Consider the following 16,623-nt stretch of genomic DNA (forward strand, 5'->3'; position numbering starts at 1 on the left):
CCGGGCCTCAGGCCTGTTCCAGCTCGACCAGGGTGCCGAACAGGTCCTTGGGATGCAGGAACAGCACCGGCCTGTCGTGCGCGCCGATCTTCGGCTCGCCGTCGCCCAGGACCCGCATCCCCTGCGCCTTCAGCCGGTCGCGCGCGGCGAGGATGTCCTCCACCTCGTAGCAGATGTGGTGGATGCCGCCCGAGGGGTTCTTCTCCAGGAACTTTGCGATCGGGCTGTCGGCCCCCAGCGGGTGCAGCAGCTCGATCTTCGTGTTGGGCAGTTCGACGAAGACGGTGGTGACGCCGTGGGCGGGCAGGTCCACCGGCGCGCTCACCCGTGCCCCGAGGGTGTCCCGGTAGGTGCCGCTGGCGGCGGCGAGGTCGGGGACCACGATGGCGACGTGATTGAGGCGGCCGATCATTCTGTCTGTACTCCGGATCAGGGTCCGCTCAGAGGCGGACGACATGTACTTCCGTCAGGGGCTTGCGCCCCTGGCTGGCGTTGAAGCTGCGCCGGATGGCAAGGCGCACGGCTTCGCGCACCGCCTCGTCGTCCCGCCGCGACGGCATGGGCATAGTCTCGACGGTCCGGCGGAGCAAGTCCACCAGATCGGCGACCGCCGCTTCCGTCTCTTCCGGGTCCAGCAGCCCCATGACGGAGACCCGGGGATCGGTGGCGAGGTCGCCCTTGGCCGTCAGCAGCACCGTGGCGACGGCGGCACCGTTGTTCATCATGCGGTGGCGCGAGCGCATGGCGCCGCCATGGACCGGAACGATCCGCCGCCCGTCCAGGCAGAGCCGCCCGGACGGCACATGGCCCACGATCTCCGCCGGGCCGGGTCCGATGCGGATGACGGCGCCGTCCTCGGGGATCACCGTCTCGCCCACCTGGCACTGCTGCGCGAGCTGGGCGTTCGCCGTCAGGTGCCGGCGCTCGCCATGGACGGGGATCACGGCCCGCGGCCTGACCCACTGGTAGAGGCTGGTCAGCTCGTCCCGCGCCGGATGGCCCGAGACATGGACGAAGGCGTCGTCCGCCGTCACCACCTCGATGCCGCGGCGGATCAGGGCGTTCTGGACCTTGGCGATGTCCTTCTCGTTGCCCGGAATCTCGCGGGCGGAGAAGACGACGACATCGCCCGGCACGAGGTCGATCTCCGGATGGTCGCCCCCCGCGATGCGGGACAGCGCCGCCCGGGGCTCGCCCTGGCTGCCCGTGCAGATCAGCACGCACTTGTCGCGCGGCAGGAAGCCCGCATCATGCTCGGTGACGAAGGGCGGCAGGTCGGTCAGGTAGCCGTTCGCCCGCGCCGCCGCGTCGATCCGCCAGAGCGACCGCCCGACCAGAGCGACATGGCGGTCGTTGGCCTGCGCGGCGACGGCGATGGAGTGCAGCCGGGCCACGTTGGTGGCGAAGCAGCCGACCGCGATGCGCCCGGTGTAGCGCCCGAACAGGGTGATGAGGCTGTCGCGCACGGCCGCCTCCGCCCCCGCGACGCCGGGCACGAGCGCGTTGGTGCTGTCGCAGACGAGGGCGGTCACCCCTTCCCGCCCCAGCCGCTTCAGCGCCGCCTCGTCGGCGGTGGTGCCGATCACCGGATCGGGGTCCAGCTTCCAGTCGCCGCTGTGCAGCACGGTGCCCGCCGGGGTGCGGATGACCAGGGCGTTCGGCTCCGGGATGGAGTGGGTGACGGTCACCAGCTCCAGGTCGAAGGGGCCGACCTGGAAGCGGCCGGACAGCGGCACCTCGATGATCTGCACGTCGCCGGAGAGGCCGCGCTCCTGGAGCTTCACCCGCAGCACGGAAGCCGCGAAGGGGGTGCAGTAGACCGGACAGCGCAGTTCCGGCCAGAGATAGGGCACGGCGCCGAGATGGTCCTCATGCGCGTGGGTGATGACGAGGCCGGCCAGATCCTCCCTGCGCTCCGCGATGAAGGCCGGGTCCGGCAGCAGGATCTCCACGCCGGGCGTCGTCTCGTCGCCGAAGCTGATCCCGAGATCGACCATCAGCCACCGGCCGGCGTGGCCGTAGAGATTGAGGTTCATCCCGATCTCGCCGGACCCGCCCAGCGGCACGAAGTACAGGGCCCCGGGATCGAAATCGGCGTCGCCGAGGGCAATCGCATTATCCATGGTCAATGACTTACCGGGCTGCGTTGCGTTGGTGGATGAGCCGCAGCCCCCGGAGGGTCAGGTCTGCGTCGATGGCGTCCACGAGGCTGCTGCCTTCCGCGAACAGCCGCACGAGGCCGCCGGTGCCGATGACGGTGACGGGCGGGTCGCCCGTGGGCGACAGTTCGGCCTTGATCCGCGTGAGGATGCCTTCGATCATCCCCGTATATCCCCAGAACATGCCGGACTGCATGGCGGCCACCGTGCCCTTCCCGATCACCCGGTCGGGCCGCAGGATGTCCACCTTGGGCAACTGTGCCGCCACCCGGTGCAGCGCGTCCAGGGACAGCACCGGCCCCGGGGCGATGACACCGCCGGCGAAATCTCCGTTCGCGTCCACCACGTCGAAGGTGGTGCCGGTGCCGATATCGATGACGACCAGCGGCGGCGGATAGGTAGCGACAGCGGCCACGGCGTTGACCAGACGGTCGGCCCCGGCCTCCTTCGGGTTGTCGATCCGCACCTCCAGCCCCAGCCGCACCCCGGGATCGCCCACCCGCATCGGGGTGCAGCCGAAATGCTCCTCGCACAGCGTCGTCAGGGGGCCGGTCTGCGCCGGCACGACGCTGGACAGGATGGCGGCGTGGATGTCCTTCGGCGTCAGCCCCTTCATCGCCATCAGGGCCACCAGCCAGACGGCATGTTCGTCGGCCGTGCGGCGGCCGTCGGTGGAGACGCGCCACTGCCCCCGCTTCACATCGCCTTCGAAGACGGCGAAGACGACGTTGGTGTTGCCGGCGTCGATGGCGAGCAGCATGTCCTTACCCTTCAGCCGAAGAAGACGTCGCCGGCCGTGACCCGGCGGCGCCCTTCGGTCGTCTCGACGATCAGGCCGCCATCGTCGTCCAGATCCACGAAGCGGCCGGCGAAGCTCTCCCCCGCCAGCCGGACCGTCAAGGGTCCGCCCAGCCCGTGCGCGGCGTTCAGCCAGGCCGCCCGCACGGGCGCAAAGCCCTGCGCCCGCCAGCGGTTGTACCAGGACTGGAAGTGCCCGGCATAGCGTGCCAGCACGTCCGCGGGATCGGGCGACACCGCCCCGCGGGACAGCAGCGAGCAGGACGGATAGCCCGGTGCGTCCGGATGGTGCAGGACGTTGATGCCGACGCCCACGACCAGCCAGTCCACCCGGCCGTCCGCGGCCGGTTCGGATTCCAGCAGGATGCCGGCGATCTTCGCCCCGTCCACCAGCACGTCGTTGGGCCACTTCAGCCGGGCAAGGCCGGGGACCAGATCCGAGACGGTCTGGCCCACGGCAAGCGCCGCGACGAAGGACACCTGCGCCGCCACGACCGGCGGAACGCCGGGCCGGAGCACGAGGCTGGTGTAGAGATTGCCCTCCGGCGAACTCCAGCCGCGCCCGCGGCGCCCGCGGCCGGCCTCCTGCCGCCGGGCCCGGACCAGGGTCCCCTCCGGAGCCCCGGCCTGGGCCAGGGCCTTCGCCTCGTCGTTCGTGCTGCCGCAGACCTCCAGCTGGACCAGCCGGTACCAGGGCGGGAGGTCGGGCGACCGGACCATCACCCCGGTTTCCGCCGTATCGGACATGGGGCGCCGATCACCTCAGAAACAGCGTGGACGCGGCCGCGGCGGCCCCGTTCAGGATGCCCTCGGAGAACACGTAGAAGACCGGGAAGACGAACAGGGCGGTGCCGCCGATCACCAGCGCCGAGGCGCGGGCCGGACGCTCGATCGTCTCCATCAGGTCGTCGAACCACATCACCTTCACGATCCGCAGATAGTAGAAGAGGCTGATGACACTGGTCAGCACGCCGATCACGGCCAGCACGTAGAGCTGCGCCTCGATCGCCGCCATGAAGACATAGAGCTTGCCGAAGAAGCCGGCCATCGGCGGCACGCCGCCCAGGCTGAACATGAAGAACGCCATGGCCAGCGCCATCATGGGATGGCTCCTGGACAGGCCCGACAGATCGTCGATGTTCTCCACCATGCGGCCGTTCACGCGCATGGACAGGATGACCGCGAAGGTGCCGACATTCATGGCGAGATAGATCGCCAGATAGATCAGCACGCCGCGCACCCCCTCCTCCGTGCCGGCGGCAAGGCCGACCAGCGCGTAGCCGATATGGCCGATGGAGCTGTAGGCCATCATGCGCTTGATGTTGCGCTGCTGGATCGCCGCCAGGGAGCCGAGCAGCATGCTGGCGACGGCGGAGAACCAGACCACCTGCTGCCACTGGGCCAGCAGTTCCCCGAACGGATCGACCAGCACCCGGACGAACAGGGCGAGTGCCGCCACCTTGGGGGCCACGGCGAAGAAGGCGGTGACGGAGGTCGGCGCGCCCTCATAGACGTCGGGGGTCCACATGTGGAACGGCACGGCGGAGATCTTGAAGGCCAGACCCGCGGCGACGAAGACCAGACCGACGACCACGCCGGTCGCGGCCGGCACGTCGGAGGAGAACATCACCGCCAGACGCTCGAAGTTCGTCGTGCCCGAGAAGCCGTAGATCAGGCTGGCGCCGTAGAGCAGGATGCAGGAGGAGAGCGAGCCCAGGAGGAAGTACTTGAGCCCCGCCTCCGACGACTTGGCATAGTCGCGCCGGAAGGCGGCGATCACGTAGAGCGACAGGGACTGAAGCTCCAGCCCGACATAGAGCGAGATGAGGTCGTTCGCCGATACCATCAGCATCATGCCGACGGTGGCGAGCAGCATCAGGACCGGATACTCGAAGCGGTCCATCTGCTCCCGCTCCAGGTAGTTGACCGAGAGCACCACAGTCAGGGCCGTGGCCGTCAGGATCAGCACCTTGGCGAAGACGGCGAAGTCGTCGGCGATGAACATGCCGGCGAAAGTCACCGCCCGGTCGCCCGACGCGGCCAGCACCAGCACGCCGGCGACCAGGGCCGCGCCCACGGCCAGCCACGAGACCAGCCGCGTGCTGTCCGCGCCGCGGAAGACGCCCAGCATGAGGAGCGCCATGGCCGCGCAGGCCAGGAACATCTCCGGCAGGGCCGGCAGGAAATCTGGAATGGCGACCATGGCTCAGTTTCCGCTCGTCGGGGTGCGGTCGGCGACCTGGGTGCCGGGTTCGTCGTCGATCAGGCCGGCGGCCTTCAGCGACGCCTGATGGTCGAGCAGCACCTTCTCGACCGTCGGCGCGTAGACGTCTTTGAAGCTGGCGGGGAAGACGCCCATGATCAGCACGATGGCGACCAGGGGCGCGAAATAGGCGGTATCGGTCCAGCGCAGATCCCGCATCGCCTTCACGCCGTCCTTGTCCAGCTTGCCGAAGAAGAGCCGCCGGTACAGCAGCAGCATGTAGGCGGCCCCCAGCACGAGGCCGGTGGCGGCGAACATCGCCACCCAGGTGTTGACCTGGAAGGCGCCGAGCATGGTCAGGAACTCGCCCACGAAGCCGCTGGTGCCGGGCAGGCCCACGGAGGCCAGCATGAACACCATGAAGACGAAGGCGTAGCGCGGCAGGTTCTGCGCCATGCCGCCATACTTCACGATCTCGCGGGTGTGGAGCTGGGCGTAGGCGAAGCCAATGCACAGGAACAGCGCGGCCGACACGATGGTGTGGCTCAGCATCTGGAAGATGGCGCCGTCCAGCCCCTGCTGGGTCATGGTGAAGATGCCCATGGTCACGTAGCCCATGTGCGCCACGGAGCTGTAGGCGATCATCTTCTTCATGTCGGTCTGCGCCAGCGCCACCAGCGAGGTGTAGATGATCGCCACCACCGACAGCACGAACACGAAGTCCGTGAAGAAGAAGGTCGCCTCCGGCAGCATCTGCACGTTCACCCGGATCAGACCGTAGCCGCCCATCTTCAGCATGACGCCGGCCAGCATCACCGACCCGGCGGTCGGCGCTTCGACGTGGGCGAAGGGCAGCCAGGTGTGCAGCGGCCAGATCGGCGTCTTCACGGCGAAGGCGATGAAGAAGCCGACCCAGAGCCAGAGCTGCAAGGTGGAGGCGAACGGATGGTCCACCATCACCCGCATGTCCATCGTTCCGGCGACCAGGTACATGGCCAGGATGGCCAGCAGCATCAGCACCGAGCCGATGAAGGTGTAGAGGAAGAACTTGTAGGCGGCGTAGATCCGCCCCGGCCCGCCCCAGACGCCGATGATCAGGAACATCGGCAGCAGCACGCCCTCGAAGAACAGGTAGAAGAGGACGAAGTCCAGCGCCGTGAACATGCCGACCATCATGGTCTCAAGCACCAGCAGCGCGATCATGAACTCCTTGACCCGCTTGTCGATGGTGGTCCAGGAGGCGAGCACGCAGATCGGCGTCAGGAAGGTGGAGGCGAGCACGAACCAGATGGAGATGCCGTCCACGCCCTTGATGTAGGCGATGTTGAAGGAGGGTATCCAGCGATACTCCTCCATCATCTGGAAGCCCGGGTTGGACGGGTCGAAGTTGGCCAGGATGAAGAGCGAGATCACGAAGGTGATCAGCGACGTCCAGAGCGCCACCGCCTTCGCGTTCCGGTCCACCAGCTCCTGCTCGCCGCGGATCATCAGGATGGACAATGCACCGACGAGCGGAAGGAACGTCGTGATCGTCAGGATCGGCCAGTCAGCCATTGAGAACGCCCCCTCGCCTCAGCGCACCAGGAAGAACCAACCGACCAGCACGACAAGGCCGATCACCATCACAAAGGCATAGTGGAACACGTAGCCCGTCTGCAGCCGGCTGGCGCCGGCCGCGAGCTGCCGGGTCACGGCGGCCAGCCCGTCCGGGCCGAGACCGTCGATCACCGCCTCGTCGCCACCCTTCCAGAGGCCGCGGCCCAGAGACTGCGCCGGCTTCACGAAGACGGCGTCGTACAGCTCGTCGAAGTAGTACTTGCGGAAGACGATCCCGTGCAGCAGCCGCACGGCCGCCACCGTCTTCGCCGGCAGGTCCGGCCTGACGATGTAGAACAGGTAGGCGAGCGCGATGCCCAGCACCCCCATGCCCAGCGGTGCCAGCGGCACCCATCCCGGCACATGGTGGGCCGCGTCGATGATCGTCTCGCCGTGGACGTCCGGCAGCATCAGGATGCTGCCCCCCCAGAAGTGGGCCATGTCGTGCCCGACGAACCAGGGATAGGCCACGAAACCGGCGGCGACGGCGCCGACCGCAAGCACGTAGAGCGGCACCAGCATGACCTGCGGGCTCTCATGGACGTGGGCCATCACCTTCTCGTTCGCCCGCGGCTGGCCGTGGAAGGTCAGGAACAGCAGGCGCCAGGAGTAGAAGGCCGTCATCAGCGCGGCCGCCAGCCCCAGCCAGAAGGCCAGGGTGCCGTACCAGCTATGGTCGGCATAGGCGACCTCCAGGATCATGTCCTTGGAGTAGTAGCCGGCGAACGGGATGATGCCCGCCAGCGCCAGATTGCCGATCCACATCAGGCCGTAGGTGACCGGGATCAGGCGCCAGATGCCGCCCATGTTCCGCATGTCCTGCTCGCCCGACATGGCATGGATCACCGAGCCGGCCCCCAGGAACAGCAGCGCCTTGAAGAAGGCGTGCGTCATCAGGTGGAAGATTGCCGCCGGATAGGCGCCGACGCCGATGGCGAAGAACATGTAGCCGAGCTGGCTCATGGTCGAATAGGCGATGACCCGCTTGATGTCGAACTGGGTCAGGCCGATGGTCGCCGCGATGAAGGCGGTCAGCCCGCCCACCACGGTGACGAAGGCCAGCGCGCCCGGCGCGTATTCGAACAGCGGGCTCATCCGTGCCAGCATGAAGACGCCGGCGGTCACCATGGTGGCGGCGTGGATCAGCGCGGAGACGGGCGTCGGCCCCTCCATCGCGTCCGGCAGCCAGGTGTGCAGGCCGAGCTGGGCCGACTTGCCCATGGCGCCGATGAACAGCAGCACGCAGACCGCGGTCAGGGCGTGGACCTCGAAGCCCAGGAAGTTGAAGGTCGCGTTCGCCTGCTGCGGCGCCGCCGTGAAGATCGCGTCGAACTCCACGCTGCCGAAGAGGAAGAACACCGCCATGATGCCCAGGGCGAAGCCGAAATCGCCCACACGGTTGACCAGGAACGCCTTCATCGAGGCGTCGTTGGCGCTCTTCTTCTCGTACCAGAAGTTGATCAGCAGGTAGGAGGCGAGGCCCACGCCCTCCCAGCCGAAGAACATCTGCACCAGATTGTCCGCCGTCACCAGCATGAGCATCATGAAGGTGAACAGGCTGAGGTAGGACATGAACCGCGCCTTGGACGGGTCATGGCTCATGTACCCGACCGAATAGACATGGACCATGGCGGACACGACGTTGACCACCACCAGCATGACGGCGGTCAGCGCGTCGATGCGCAGGGCCCAGTCCACCTCGAAGCTGCCACTGTCGATCCAGGTGAACAGGGTGATGGTCCGCGTCGCCTCCGGCCCGCTGAACCCCACCTCCACGAACAGGATGCAGGACAGGACGGCGGCGATCAGCATCAGGGTGCAGGTGACGATCTGCGCCCCCCTGTCCCCGATGAAGCGGCCGAAGAACCCGGCGACGAAGGCGCCGAGCAGCGGCAGGAATACGGCTGCGATCTCCATGCCCTCAGCCCTTCATCATGTTGATGTCCTCAACCGCGATGGTGCCGCGGTTTCGGAAGTAGACCACCAGGATGGCAAGGCCGATGGCTGCCTCGGCGGCGGCCACGGTCAGGATGAACAGCGTGAAGACCTGGCCCGTCAGATCGTTCAGGAACACGGAGAAGGCAACGAGGTTGATGTTGACGGCGAGGAGCATCAGCTCGATCGCCATCAGCAGGACAATCACGTTGCGGCGGTTCATCAGGATCCCGAAGGCCCCCAGGCCGAACAGGATCGCGCCCACGGTCAGGTAGTGGGTAAGGCCGATCTCCATGTCAGACGCCCCCTCGCGTCGGAACCTTGCGGACGGACAGCACCTCCTCGGGCCGGCGCCGGATCTGCTGCGCGATCACCTGACGGCGCAGCCCCCCGCGCGACCGCAGGGTCAGCACGATGGCGCCGATCATGGCGACCAGCAGGATCAGGCCGGACACCTGGAAGGCGAAGACGTAGTGGGTGTAGAGGACCTGCCCCAGCGCCTCGGTATTGTTCACCGCCGTGTCGGCGGGCGTGGGCGCGGCGAGCGAGGCCGCCGCATCCGGTGCCACCGCCCAGCTGACGGTGACGAGCGCCAGCTCGGCCATCAGGATCGTGCCGATCAGCGCGCCCAGCGGCACATACTGCCGGTAGGTCCGCCGGATCTCCTGGAAGCTGATGTCCAGCATCATCACGACGAACAGGAACAGGACCGCCACGGCGCCGACATAGACGATGATCAGGATCATCGCGATGAACTCGGCGCCGATCAGCAGGAACAGCACCGCGGCGTTGAAGAAGGCGACGATCAGGTACAGCACCGAGTGGACCGGGTTCCGCGCGGAAACCACCATCACGCCGGCGGCGAGCAGGATCGCGGCGAAGACATAGAATGCGGCTGCTGAAAGGACCATGGGTCAGGCCGCCTCCGGTGCGGGATCAGGCAGGGGCAGGGTCACGGAGGGTACTCCGGATCGGGAAGGGTCCGGCGCCCGGCATGACCCGAGGCGCCAGCGGTGCATCGGCAGGACTTTTCTAACGATACGGGGCATCCGCCGCAATGTTGGCGGCGATCAGGGCCTCCCAGCGGTCGCCGTTCGCCAGCAGCTTCTCCTTGTTGTAGAAAAGCTCCTCGCGCGTTTCCGCGGCGAACTCCAGGTTCGGCCCCTCGACGATGGCGTCCACCGGGCAGGCCTCCTGGCAGAGACCGCAGTAGATGCACTTCGTCATGTCGATGTCGTAGCGGGTGGTGCGCCGCGAGCCGTCCTCGCGCGGTTCCGCCTCGATGGTGATGGCGAGCGCCGGGCAGACCGCCTCGCAGAGCTTGCAGGCGATGCAGCGCTCCTCCCCGTTGGGATAACGGCGCAGCGCATGCTCCCCGCGGAAGCGCGGGCTCATGGGCGAGCGCTCGTAGGGGTAATTGATGGTCGCCCGCGGCCTGAACATGTAACTGAATGTCAGGGACAGGCCACGCACCAGTTCCGCCAGGAACAGGCCGCGTGCCGCACGGTCAAGCTTGACCATCTCCTCTCCTCCTTCAGCCGCGTGCCGGCCGCCTCGCATCGTCTCGCGGCGGTCGGCCGCCGGTCTCGTTCATTCGGTCGGGGGGCTCACTTCGGCAGCCAGTCGAAGGTGACCAGCACGCCGGCGGTGAGGATGACCCAGACCAGGGAAAACGGCAGAAACACCTTCCAGCCCAGACGCATGAGCTGGTCATAGCGGTAGCGCGGCACGGTGGCACGCACCCAGACGAACAGGAACAGGCAGAAGCAGATCTTCAGGATGAACCAGATCGGCCCCGGCACCCAGTTCAGCGGCGCCACGTCCAGCGGCGGCAGCCAGCCGCCCAGGAAAAGGACGCTGGTCATGGCGCTCATCAGGATCATGTTGGCGTATTCGCCCAGGAAGAAGAGGCCGAACGCCATGCCCGAATATTCGGTGTGGAAGCCGCCCACCAGCTCGGACTCGCCTTCCGGCAGGTCGAACGGGGCGCGGTTCGTCTCCGCCAGGGCGGAGATGAAGAAGATCACGAACATCGGCAGCAGCGGGATGGCGAACCACACCGTCTTCTGCGCCTCGACCACGTCCGAGAGGTTCAGCGAGCCGACGCAGAGCAGCACGGTGATGATGACGAGACCGATCGAGACCTCGTAGCTGACCATCTGCGCCGCCGAGCGCAGCCCGCCCAGGAAGGCGTATTTCGAGTTCGACGCCCAGCCGGCCATGATGATGCCGTAGACGCCCTGGGAACTGATGGCCAGCAGATAGAGGATGCCGACATTGATGTCGGAGATCACCAGCCCCTCGCCGAACGGGATCACCGCCCAGGCTGCCAGCGCCAGCATCATGGTCAGCATCGGCGCCGCCAGGAAGATGATGCGGTTGGCCCCGGCCGGAATGATCGTCTCCTTGCCGATCATCTTCAGCGCGTCGGCGAAGCTCTGCAGGATCCCCCAGGGGCCGACCATGTTCGGTCCCTGGCGCAACTGCATCAGGCCCAGCACCTTGCGCTCGGCATAGACCAGGAAGGCCACGGAGACGAGGATCGGCACCATCAGCGCCAGAATCTGCGCCACGATGATGGCGCCGGGCACGCCGTAGTCGGTCCAGATATCCGCCATGGTACGGTCACTCCGCCGCGGCGGTCACCGCCGCCGGCTTGATGAAGGTCTCGCTGCACCTGGCCATGGTGGCCGAGGCCCGGCTGATCGGGTCCGTCAGATAGTAGTCCGTCACCGGAGAGACGAAGGCATCGCGGGAGACGGCACCGGCGCTGCCGAAGGGCCCCCACGCCGCCGGGACCAGCCGGTCGATCTCCGCGAAGACCGGGTTCGCCTGCGCCATGCGCTGGCGGAGCTGGGACAGGCTGTCATAGGGCAGCACATGGCCCAGCTCGGCGGAGAGCGCGCGCAGGATCTTCCAGTCCTCCCGCGCCTCGCCCAGCGGGAACATGGCCAGCCGGGTCTGCTGCACCCTGCCCTCGGTATTCACATAGGTCGCGTTCTTCTCGGTATAGGCGGCCCCCGGCAGGATCACGTCGGCCCGGTGGGCGCCGCGGTCGCCATGGTGGCCCTGGTAGATGACGAAGGCCTTGCCCAGCCGCTCGGCCGGGATCTCGTCCGCCCCCAGCAGGTAGACCACCTCGATCGCCCCGGAGGCACAGCCCTCCAGGATGCCGGCAAGGTCACGCCCGCCCGCGCCCGGCAGGAAACCGGCATCGAGCGCCCCGACCCGGCCCGCGGCCGTGTGCAGGACGTTGAAGCCGTTCCAGCCCTCCCGCACCAGGCCGCAGGCATCGGCGAGCCGGTGCAGGGCGGCCTGCACGGCCAGCCCGTCGGCGCGGGCGAAAGCCCCCATGCCCACGATCACCATGGGCCGCTCCGCCGTCCGCAGCAGGTCGGCGAAGGGATGCCGCCCCTCCGCCAGCGCGGCCAGCGTGTCGCCACCGGCGCCGAGATGCTCGACCGGGTAGGTCAGGTCCACCTTGGGGCCGATGGCGGCGACCTTCTTCAGCCCGCCCTGGAGATAGCGCTTGCGGATGCGGGCATTGACGATCGGCGCCTCCCAGCGGGGATTGGTGCCGATCAGCAGGATCACGTCCGCCTGTTCGATCCCGGCGATGCCGCTGTTGAAGATGTAGCCCGCGCGCCGGCCGGCGTCGAAGCGGGCGCCGTCCTGGCGGCAGTCGCGGTGCGGCGAGCCCAGCCGGTCCGTCAGGTCCTTCAGCGCCAGCACCGATTCAACGTCCGCCAGATCGCCCGCGACGGCGGCGATGCAGTCGCCCGCCACCCCCTCCAGCCGCGTCCGGATGGCGGCGAATGCCTCCAGCCAGGAGGCGGGGCGCAGCTTGCCCTCTCCGTCCCGGACATAGGGACGGTCCAGCCGCTGCCGCTTCAGCCCGTCATGGGCGTAGCGGGTCTTGTCGGCGATCCACTCCTCGTTCACGTCCTCGTGCAGACGCGGCAGCACCCGCATCACCTCCGGCCCGCGGGTATCGACCCGGATGTTGGAGCCGACGGCGTCCATCACGTCGATCGTCTCGGTCCGGCGCAGCTCCCACGGGCGCGCCGTGAAGGCATAGGGCTTCGAGGTCAGGGCACCGACCGGGCAGACATCGACGAGATTGCCGGACATTTCCGAGGCGATGCCCTGCTCCAGATAGCCCGTGATCTCCGTGTGCTCGCCCCGGTTCACGGCCCCCAGCGCGGAGACGCCCGCGATCTCGTCCATGAAACGGATGCAGCGGGTGCAGTGGATGCACCGGGTCATGAAGGTCTTGATCAGCGGCCCGAGATTCTTGTCCTTCACGGCGCGCTTGGCTTCGGTGTAGCGGCCACGGTCGAAGCCGTAGGCCACGGCCTGATCCTGCAGATCGCACTCGCCGCCCTGGTCGCAGATCGGGCAGTCCAGCGGGTGGTTGATCAGCAGGAACTCCATCACGCCCTTGCGGGCCTTGTGGACCAGCTCGCTGTCCGTCTTCACCACCATGCCGTCGGCGCACGGCATGGCGCAGCTTGCCACCGGCTTCGGCGAGCGCTCGATCTCCACAAGGCACATGCGGCAGTTGGCCGGGACGGACAGCCGTTCGTGGTAGCAGAAGCGCGGGACTTCCTTCCCGATCTGCTCGCACGCCTGCAGCACCGAGGTGCCCGGTGCCACTTCGACTTCGATGCCGTCGATGGTCAGTTTCGGCATGGCGACACTTCCTTCCCCCCGTCCGCTGCCGGGACGGCAAACCAGTCTCGTTGCGCGCCCGGAGCGGCGGCCCGGCCGCCCCTGCGCCCTTCGTCCTACTCCGCCGCGGCGCGGGTGCCGCGTTCGGCCCGCGTGCGGTACTCCAGGATGCGGCGCTCCATCTCCGGCCGGAAATTCCGGATCAGGCCCTGGATCGGCCAGGCCGCCGCATCGCCCAGGGCGCAGATCGTATGGCCTTCGATCTCCTTGGAGACGTCGAGCAGCATGTCGATCTCCTCGATCCGGGCCTGACCCTTCACCATCCGTTCCATCACCCGCCACATCCAGCCGGTGCCTTCGCGGCAGGGCGTGCACTGGCCGCAGCTCTCATGCATGTAGAACTTGCTGAGCCGGGCGATCGCCTTCACCACGTCGGTGGACCTGTCCATTACGATGACAGCCGCGGTGCCGAGGCCCGAGCGGACCTCGCGCAGGCTGTCGAAATCCATCAGGACCGTATCGCAGGTCTCCCGCGGGAGCATCGGCACCGACGAGCCGCCGGGGATGATGGCGAGCAGGTTGTCCCAGCCGCCGCGCACGCCGCCGGCGTGCTTCTCCACCAGCTCCCGCAGGGGGATGCCCATCTCCTCTTCCACGTTGCAGGGCCGGTTGACGTGGCCGGAGATGCAGAAGACCTTGGTGCCGCTGTTCTTCGGCCTTCCCAGCCCGGCGAACCAAGTGGCGCCGCGGCGCAGGATGGTCGGGACCACGGCGATGGTCTCGACATTGTTCACCGTCGTCGGCCGGGCATAGAGGCCGGCCATGGCGGGGAACGGCGGCTTGTTGCGCGGCTGGCCCTTCTTCCCTTCCAGGGATTCGATCAGCGCCGTCTCCTCGCCGCAGATGTAGGCCCCGGCCCCGCGGTGGAGATAGATGTCGAAATCGTAGCCGCTGCCACAGGCGTTCCGGCCGATCAGGCCGGCGGCATAGGCCTCGTCGATCGCCTGCTGGACGTGGCTGCCCTCGTCGTAGAACTCGCCGCGGATGTAGATGTAGCAGGCCGTGGCGCCGATGGCGAAACCGGCGATCAGGCAGCCTTCGACCAGCTTGTGCGGATCGTGGCGCAGGATGTCCCGGTCCTTGCAGGTACCCGGCTCGCCCTCGTCGGCGTTCACGACCAGATAGACCGGACCGCCGTCGCTCTTCTTCGGCATGAAGGACCACTTCATGCCGGTGGAGAAGCCGGCACCGCCGCGGCCGCGCAGGCCGGACTCCTTGACCAGCTCGATGATCCTGTCGCGGCCGAGGGCAAGGATGTCCTGGGTGTTGTCCCAGTCGCCCCGGCGGCGGGCGGCCTCCAGGCGGAAGTCCTCGAAGCCGTAGAGGTTCGTGAAGATGCGGTCTTCGTCGCGCAGCATGGCCCGGTCTCCCTCAGTCCTGCCCGGCCGGCTTGACGCCGTTGCGCCGCGCCATCTCGGTCAGGGTGGTCGGCCCGCCCGACGGGCAGGAGGCGATACGGCCGTTCTGGGGACCCGGCTTCGGCGTCTCGTCGCGGGCCAGCGCGTCCAGGATCGCCTCCATCGCTTCGGGCGTCAGGTCCTCGAAGTAGCTGTCCCCGATCTGCACCATCGGCGCGTTCACGCAGGCGCCCAGACACTCGGCCTCGACCACGGTGAACTGCCCGTCCGCCGTCGTCTCCCCGGCCTTGATGCCCAGCTTCTTCTCGCAGGTGTGCAGAATATCGTCGGAGCCGCGCAGCCAGCAGGGCGTCGTCGTGCAGACCTGCACGAAGTGCTTCCCGACCGGCTTGAGGTTGTACATCGTGTAGAAGCTGGCGACCTCCATGGCGCGGATGCGCGGCATCTCCAGCATGTCCGCCACGTACTCGATGGCCGGGCGCGACAGCCAGTTGCCGTTCTGGCGCTGCGCCAGATCGAGCAGCGGCATCACCGCGCTCTGCTGCCGGCCGGGCGGGTACTTGGCGATGATGCGCCTGGCCAGCTCAAGATTCTCCTGGGTGAAGGAGAAGCTGCCGGCCTCCTGGCCCCCGTCCGTCGCACTCATCGGTCGATCTCTCCGAACACGATGTCCATGGAACCGATGATCGCCACCGTATCGGCGAGCATGTGGCCCTTGGACATGAAATCCATCGCCTGCAGGTGGGAGAACCCCGTCGGCCTGATCTTGCAGCGGTAGGGCCGGTTCGTGCCGTCCGACACGAGATACACCCCGAACTCGCCCTTGGGCGATTCCACCGCCGTATAGGTCTCCCCCGCCGGGACGTGATAGCCCTCGGTATAGAGCTTGAAGTGATGGATCAGCGATTCCATGGACCGCTTCATCTCGCCCCGCGGCGGCGGTGCTATCTTGCGGTCGTTGACCTTCACCGGACCCGGCGTCTTCGCCAGCTTCTCCAGCGCCTGCCGGATGAGGCGGTTGGACTGCCGCATCTCCTCCATGCGGACGAGATAGCGGGCGTAGCAGTCGCCGGTGCTGCCCACCGGGATGTCGAAATCGAACTCGTCATAGCGGTCATAGGGCTGCGCCTTGCGCAGGTCCCAGGGCACGCCGGAGCCGCGGATCATCGGGCCGCTGAACCCCCAGGCCAGCGCGTCGGCGCGGCTGACGACACCGATATCGACCGTCCGCTGCTTGAAGATGCGGTTCTCGGTCAGCAGGTTGTTCAGGTCGGCTACGAACTTCGGGAACCGCTCGGTATATTCCCAGATGTCGTCGGCGAGACCGGCCGGCATGTCCAGATTGACGCCGCCGGGACGGAAATAGTTGGCGTGCATCCGGGCACCGGAGACCCGCTCGTAGAACGCCATCAGCTTCTCACGCTCCTCGAAGCCCCAGAGGGACGGCGTGATGGCGCCGACATCAAGGCCGAAGGTCGTGATGTTGAGAAGATGGTTGAGGATGCGGGTGATCTCGGAGAAGAGCACGCGGATGTACTGGCCGCGCACCGGCACCGTGATGCCCAGCAGCTTCTCCGTCGCCAGCGCGAAGGCGTGCTCCTGGCTCATCGGCGAGACGTAGTCCAGGCGGTCGAAATAGGGCAGCGCCTGGATGTAGGTCTTGTACTCGATCAGCTTTTCGGTGCCGCGATGGAGCAGGCCGACATGCGGGTCGGCCCGTTGCACCACCTCACCGTCCATCTCAAGAACCAGCCGCAACACACCGTGGGCCGCCGGATGCTGCGGCCCGAAATTCATCGTGAACGGCTTGATCTGGGTTTCAGCGACGTTGTTGCCCATGTCC

The 16,623-nt window shown here is 67.4% G+C and carries 15 protein-coding genes; all 15 read right to left on the minus strand.

The features are described from left to right. Positions 1-7: 7 nt before the first annotated feature. Positions 8-412, minus strand: a complete 405-nt coding sequence (gene mce, locus RC1_RS05840) for a methylmalonyl-CoA epimerase (protein WP_012566423.1) — start codon at positions 410-412, stop codon at positions 8-10. A gap of 28 nt (positions 413-440) precedes the next feature. Then, positions 441-2,123, minus strand: a complete 1,683-nt coding sequence (locus RC1_RS05845; RefSeq protein ID WP_012566424.1) for a ribonuclease J — start codon at positions 2,121-2,123, stop codon at positions 441-443. 10 nt (positions 2,124-2,133) lie between these two features. After that, positions 2,134-2,919: a type III pantothenate kinase gene (locus RC1_RS05850; protein ID WP_012566425.1), complete on the minus strand. Its 786-nt coding sequence runs from the start codon at positions 2,917-2,919 to the stop codon at positions 2,134-2,136. Positions 2,920-2,930: 11 nt separating this feature from the next. Continuing rightward, positions 2,931-3,704 (minus strand): biotin--[acetyl-CoA-carboxylase] ligase, encoded by a 774-nt coding sequence (locus RC1_RS05855; RefSeq protein ID WP_012566426.1) that lies wholly within the window; start codon positions 3,702-3,704, stop codon positions 2,931-2,933. Between the two features lie 10 nt (positions 3,705-3,714). Then, positions 3,715-5,160 (minus strand): NADH-quinone oxidoreductase subunit NuoN, encoded by a 1,446-nt coding sequence (nuoN, locus tag RC1_RS05860; RefSeq protein ID WP_012566427.1) that lies wholly within the window; start codon positions 5,158-5,160, stop codon positions 3,715-3,717. Positions 5,161-5,163: 3 nt separating this feature from the next. Continuing rightward, positions 5,164-6,714, minus strand: coding sequence for an NADH-quinone oxidoreductase subunit M (locus RC1_RS05865; protein WP_012566428.1), 1,551 nt, complete (start codon positions 6,712-6,714; stop codon positions 5,164-5,166). Between the two features lie 18 nt (positions 6,715-6,732). Continuing rightward, a complete protein-coding gene (gene nuoL / locus RC1_RS05870) occupies positions 6,733-8,673 on the minus strand; it encodes an NADH-quinone oxidoreductase subunit L (RefSeq protein ID WP_012566429.1) in 1,941 nt (646 codons plus the stop codon). Positions 8,674-8,677: 4 nt separating this feature from the next. After that, complete coding sequence (gene nuoK, locus RC1_RS05875) at positions 8,678-8,986, minus strand: NADH-quinone oxidoreductase subunit NuoK (RefSeq protein WP_012566430.1); 309 nt, start codon at positions 8,984-8,986, stop codon at positions 8,678-8,680. Between the two features lies 1 nt (position 8,987). Beyond that, positions 8,988-9,602 carry an NADH-quinone oxidoreductase subunit J gene (locus RC1_RS05880; RefSeq protein WP_012566431.1) on the minus strand — a complete coding sequence of 205 codons (615 nt, stop codon included), beginning with the start codon at positions 9,600-9,602 and terminating at the stop codon, positions 8,988-8,990. Positions 9,603-9,723: 121 nt separating this feature from the next. After that, positions 9,724-10,212: an NADH-quinone oxidoreductase subunit NuoI gene (nuoI, locus tag RC1_RS05885; RefSeq protein ID WP_012566432.1), complete on the minus strand. Its 489-nt coding sequence runs from the start codon at positions 10,210-10,212 to the stop codon at positions 9,724-9,726. A gap of 86 nt (positions 10,213-10,298) precedes the next feature. Beyond that, positions 10,299-11,309, minus strand: coding sequence for an NADH-quinone oxidoreductase subunit NuoH (gene nuoH, locus RC1_RS05890; protein WP_012566433.1), 1,011 nt, complete (start codon positions 11,307-11,309; stop codon positions 10,299-10,301). Positions 11,310-11,316: 7 nt separating this feature from the next. Beyond that, positions 11,317-13,383 (minus strand): NADH-quinone oxidoreductase subunit NuoG, encoded by a 2,067-nt coding sequence (gene nuoG / locus RC1_RS05895; RefSeq protein ID WP_012566434.1) that lies wholly within the window; start codon positions 13,381-13,383, stop codon positions 11,317-11,319. 95 nt (positions 13,384-13,478) lie between these two features. Then, positions 13,479-14,780 carry an NADH-quinone oxidoreductase subunit NuoF gene (gene nuoF / locus RC1_RS05900; protein ID WP_012566435.1) on the minus strand — a complete coding sequence of 434 codons (1,302 nt, stop codon included), beginning with the start codon at positions 14,778-14,780 and terminating at the stop codon, positions 13,479-13,481. 13 nt (positions 14,781-14,793) lie between these two features. Next, complete coding sequence (nuoE, locus tag RC1_RS05905; protein WP_012566436.1) at positions 14,794-15,426, minus strand: NADH-quinone oxidoreductase subunit NuoE; 633 nt, start codon at positions 15,424-15,426, stop codon at positions 14,794-14,796. Then, positions 15,423-16,619, minus strand: a complete 1,197-nt coding sequence (locus RC1_RS05910; protein ID WP_012566437.1) for an NADH-quinone oxidoreductase subunit D — start codon at positions 16,617-16,619, stop codon at positions 15,423-15,425. Before RC1_RS05910 ends, nuoE begins: the two co-directional genes overlap by 4 nt. Positions 16,620-16,623: the final 4 nt, after the last annotated feature.

It is taken from the genome of Rhodospirillum centenum SW (assembly GCF_000016185.1).
Classification (GTDB): domain Bacteria; phylum Pseudomonadota; class Alphaproteobacteria; order Azospirillales; family Azospirillaceae; genus Rhodocista; species Rhodocista centena.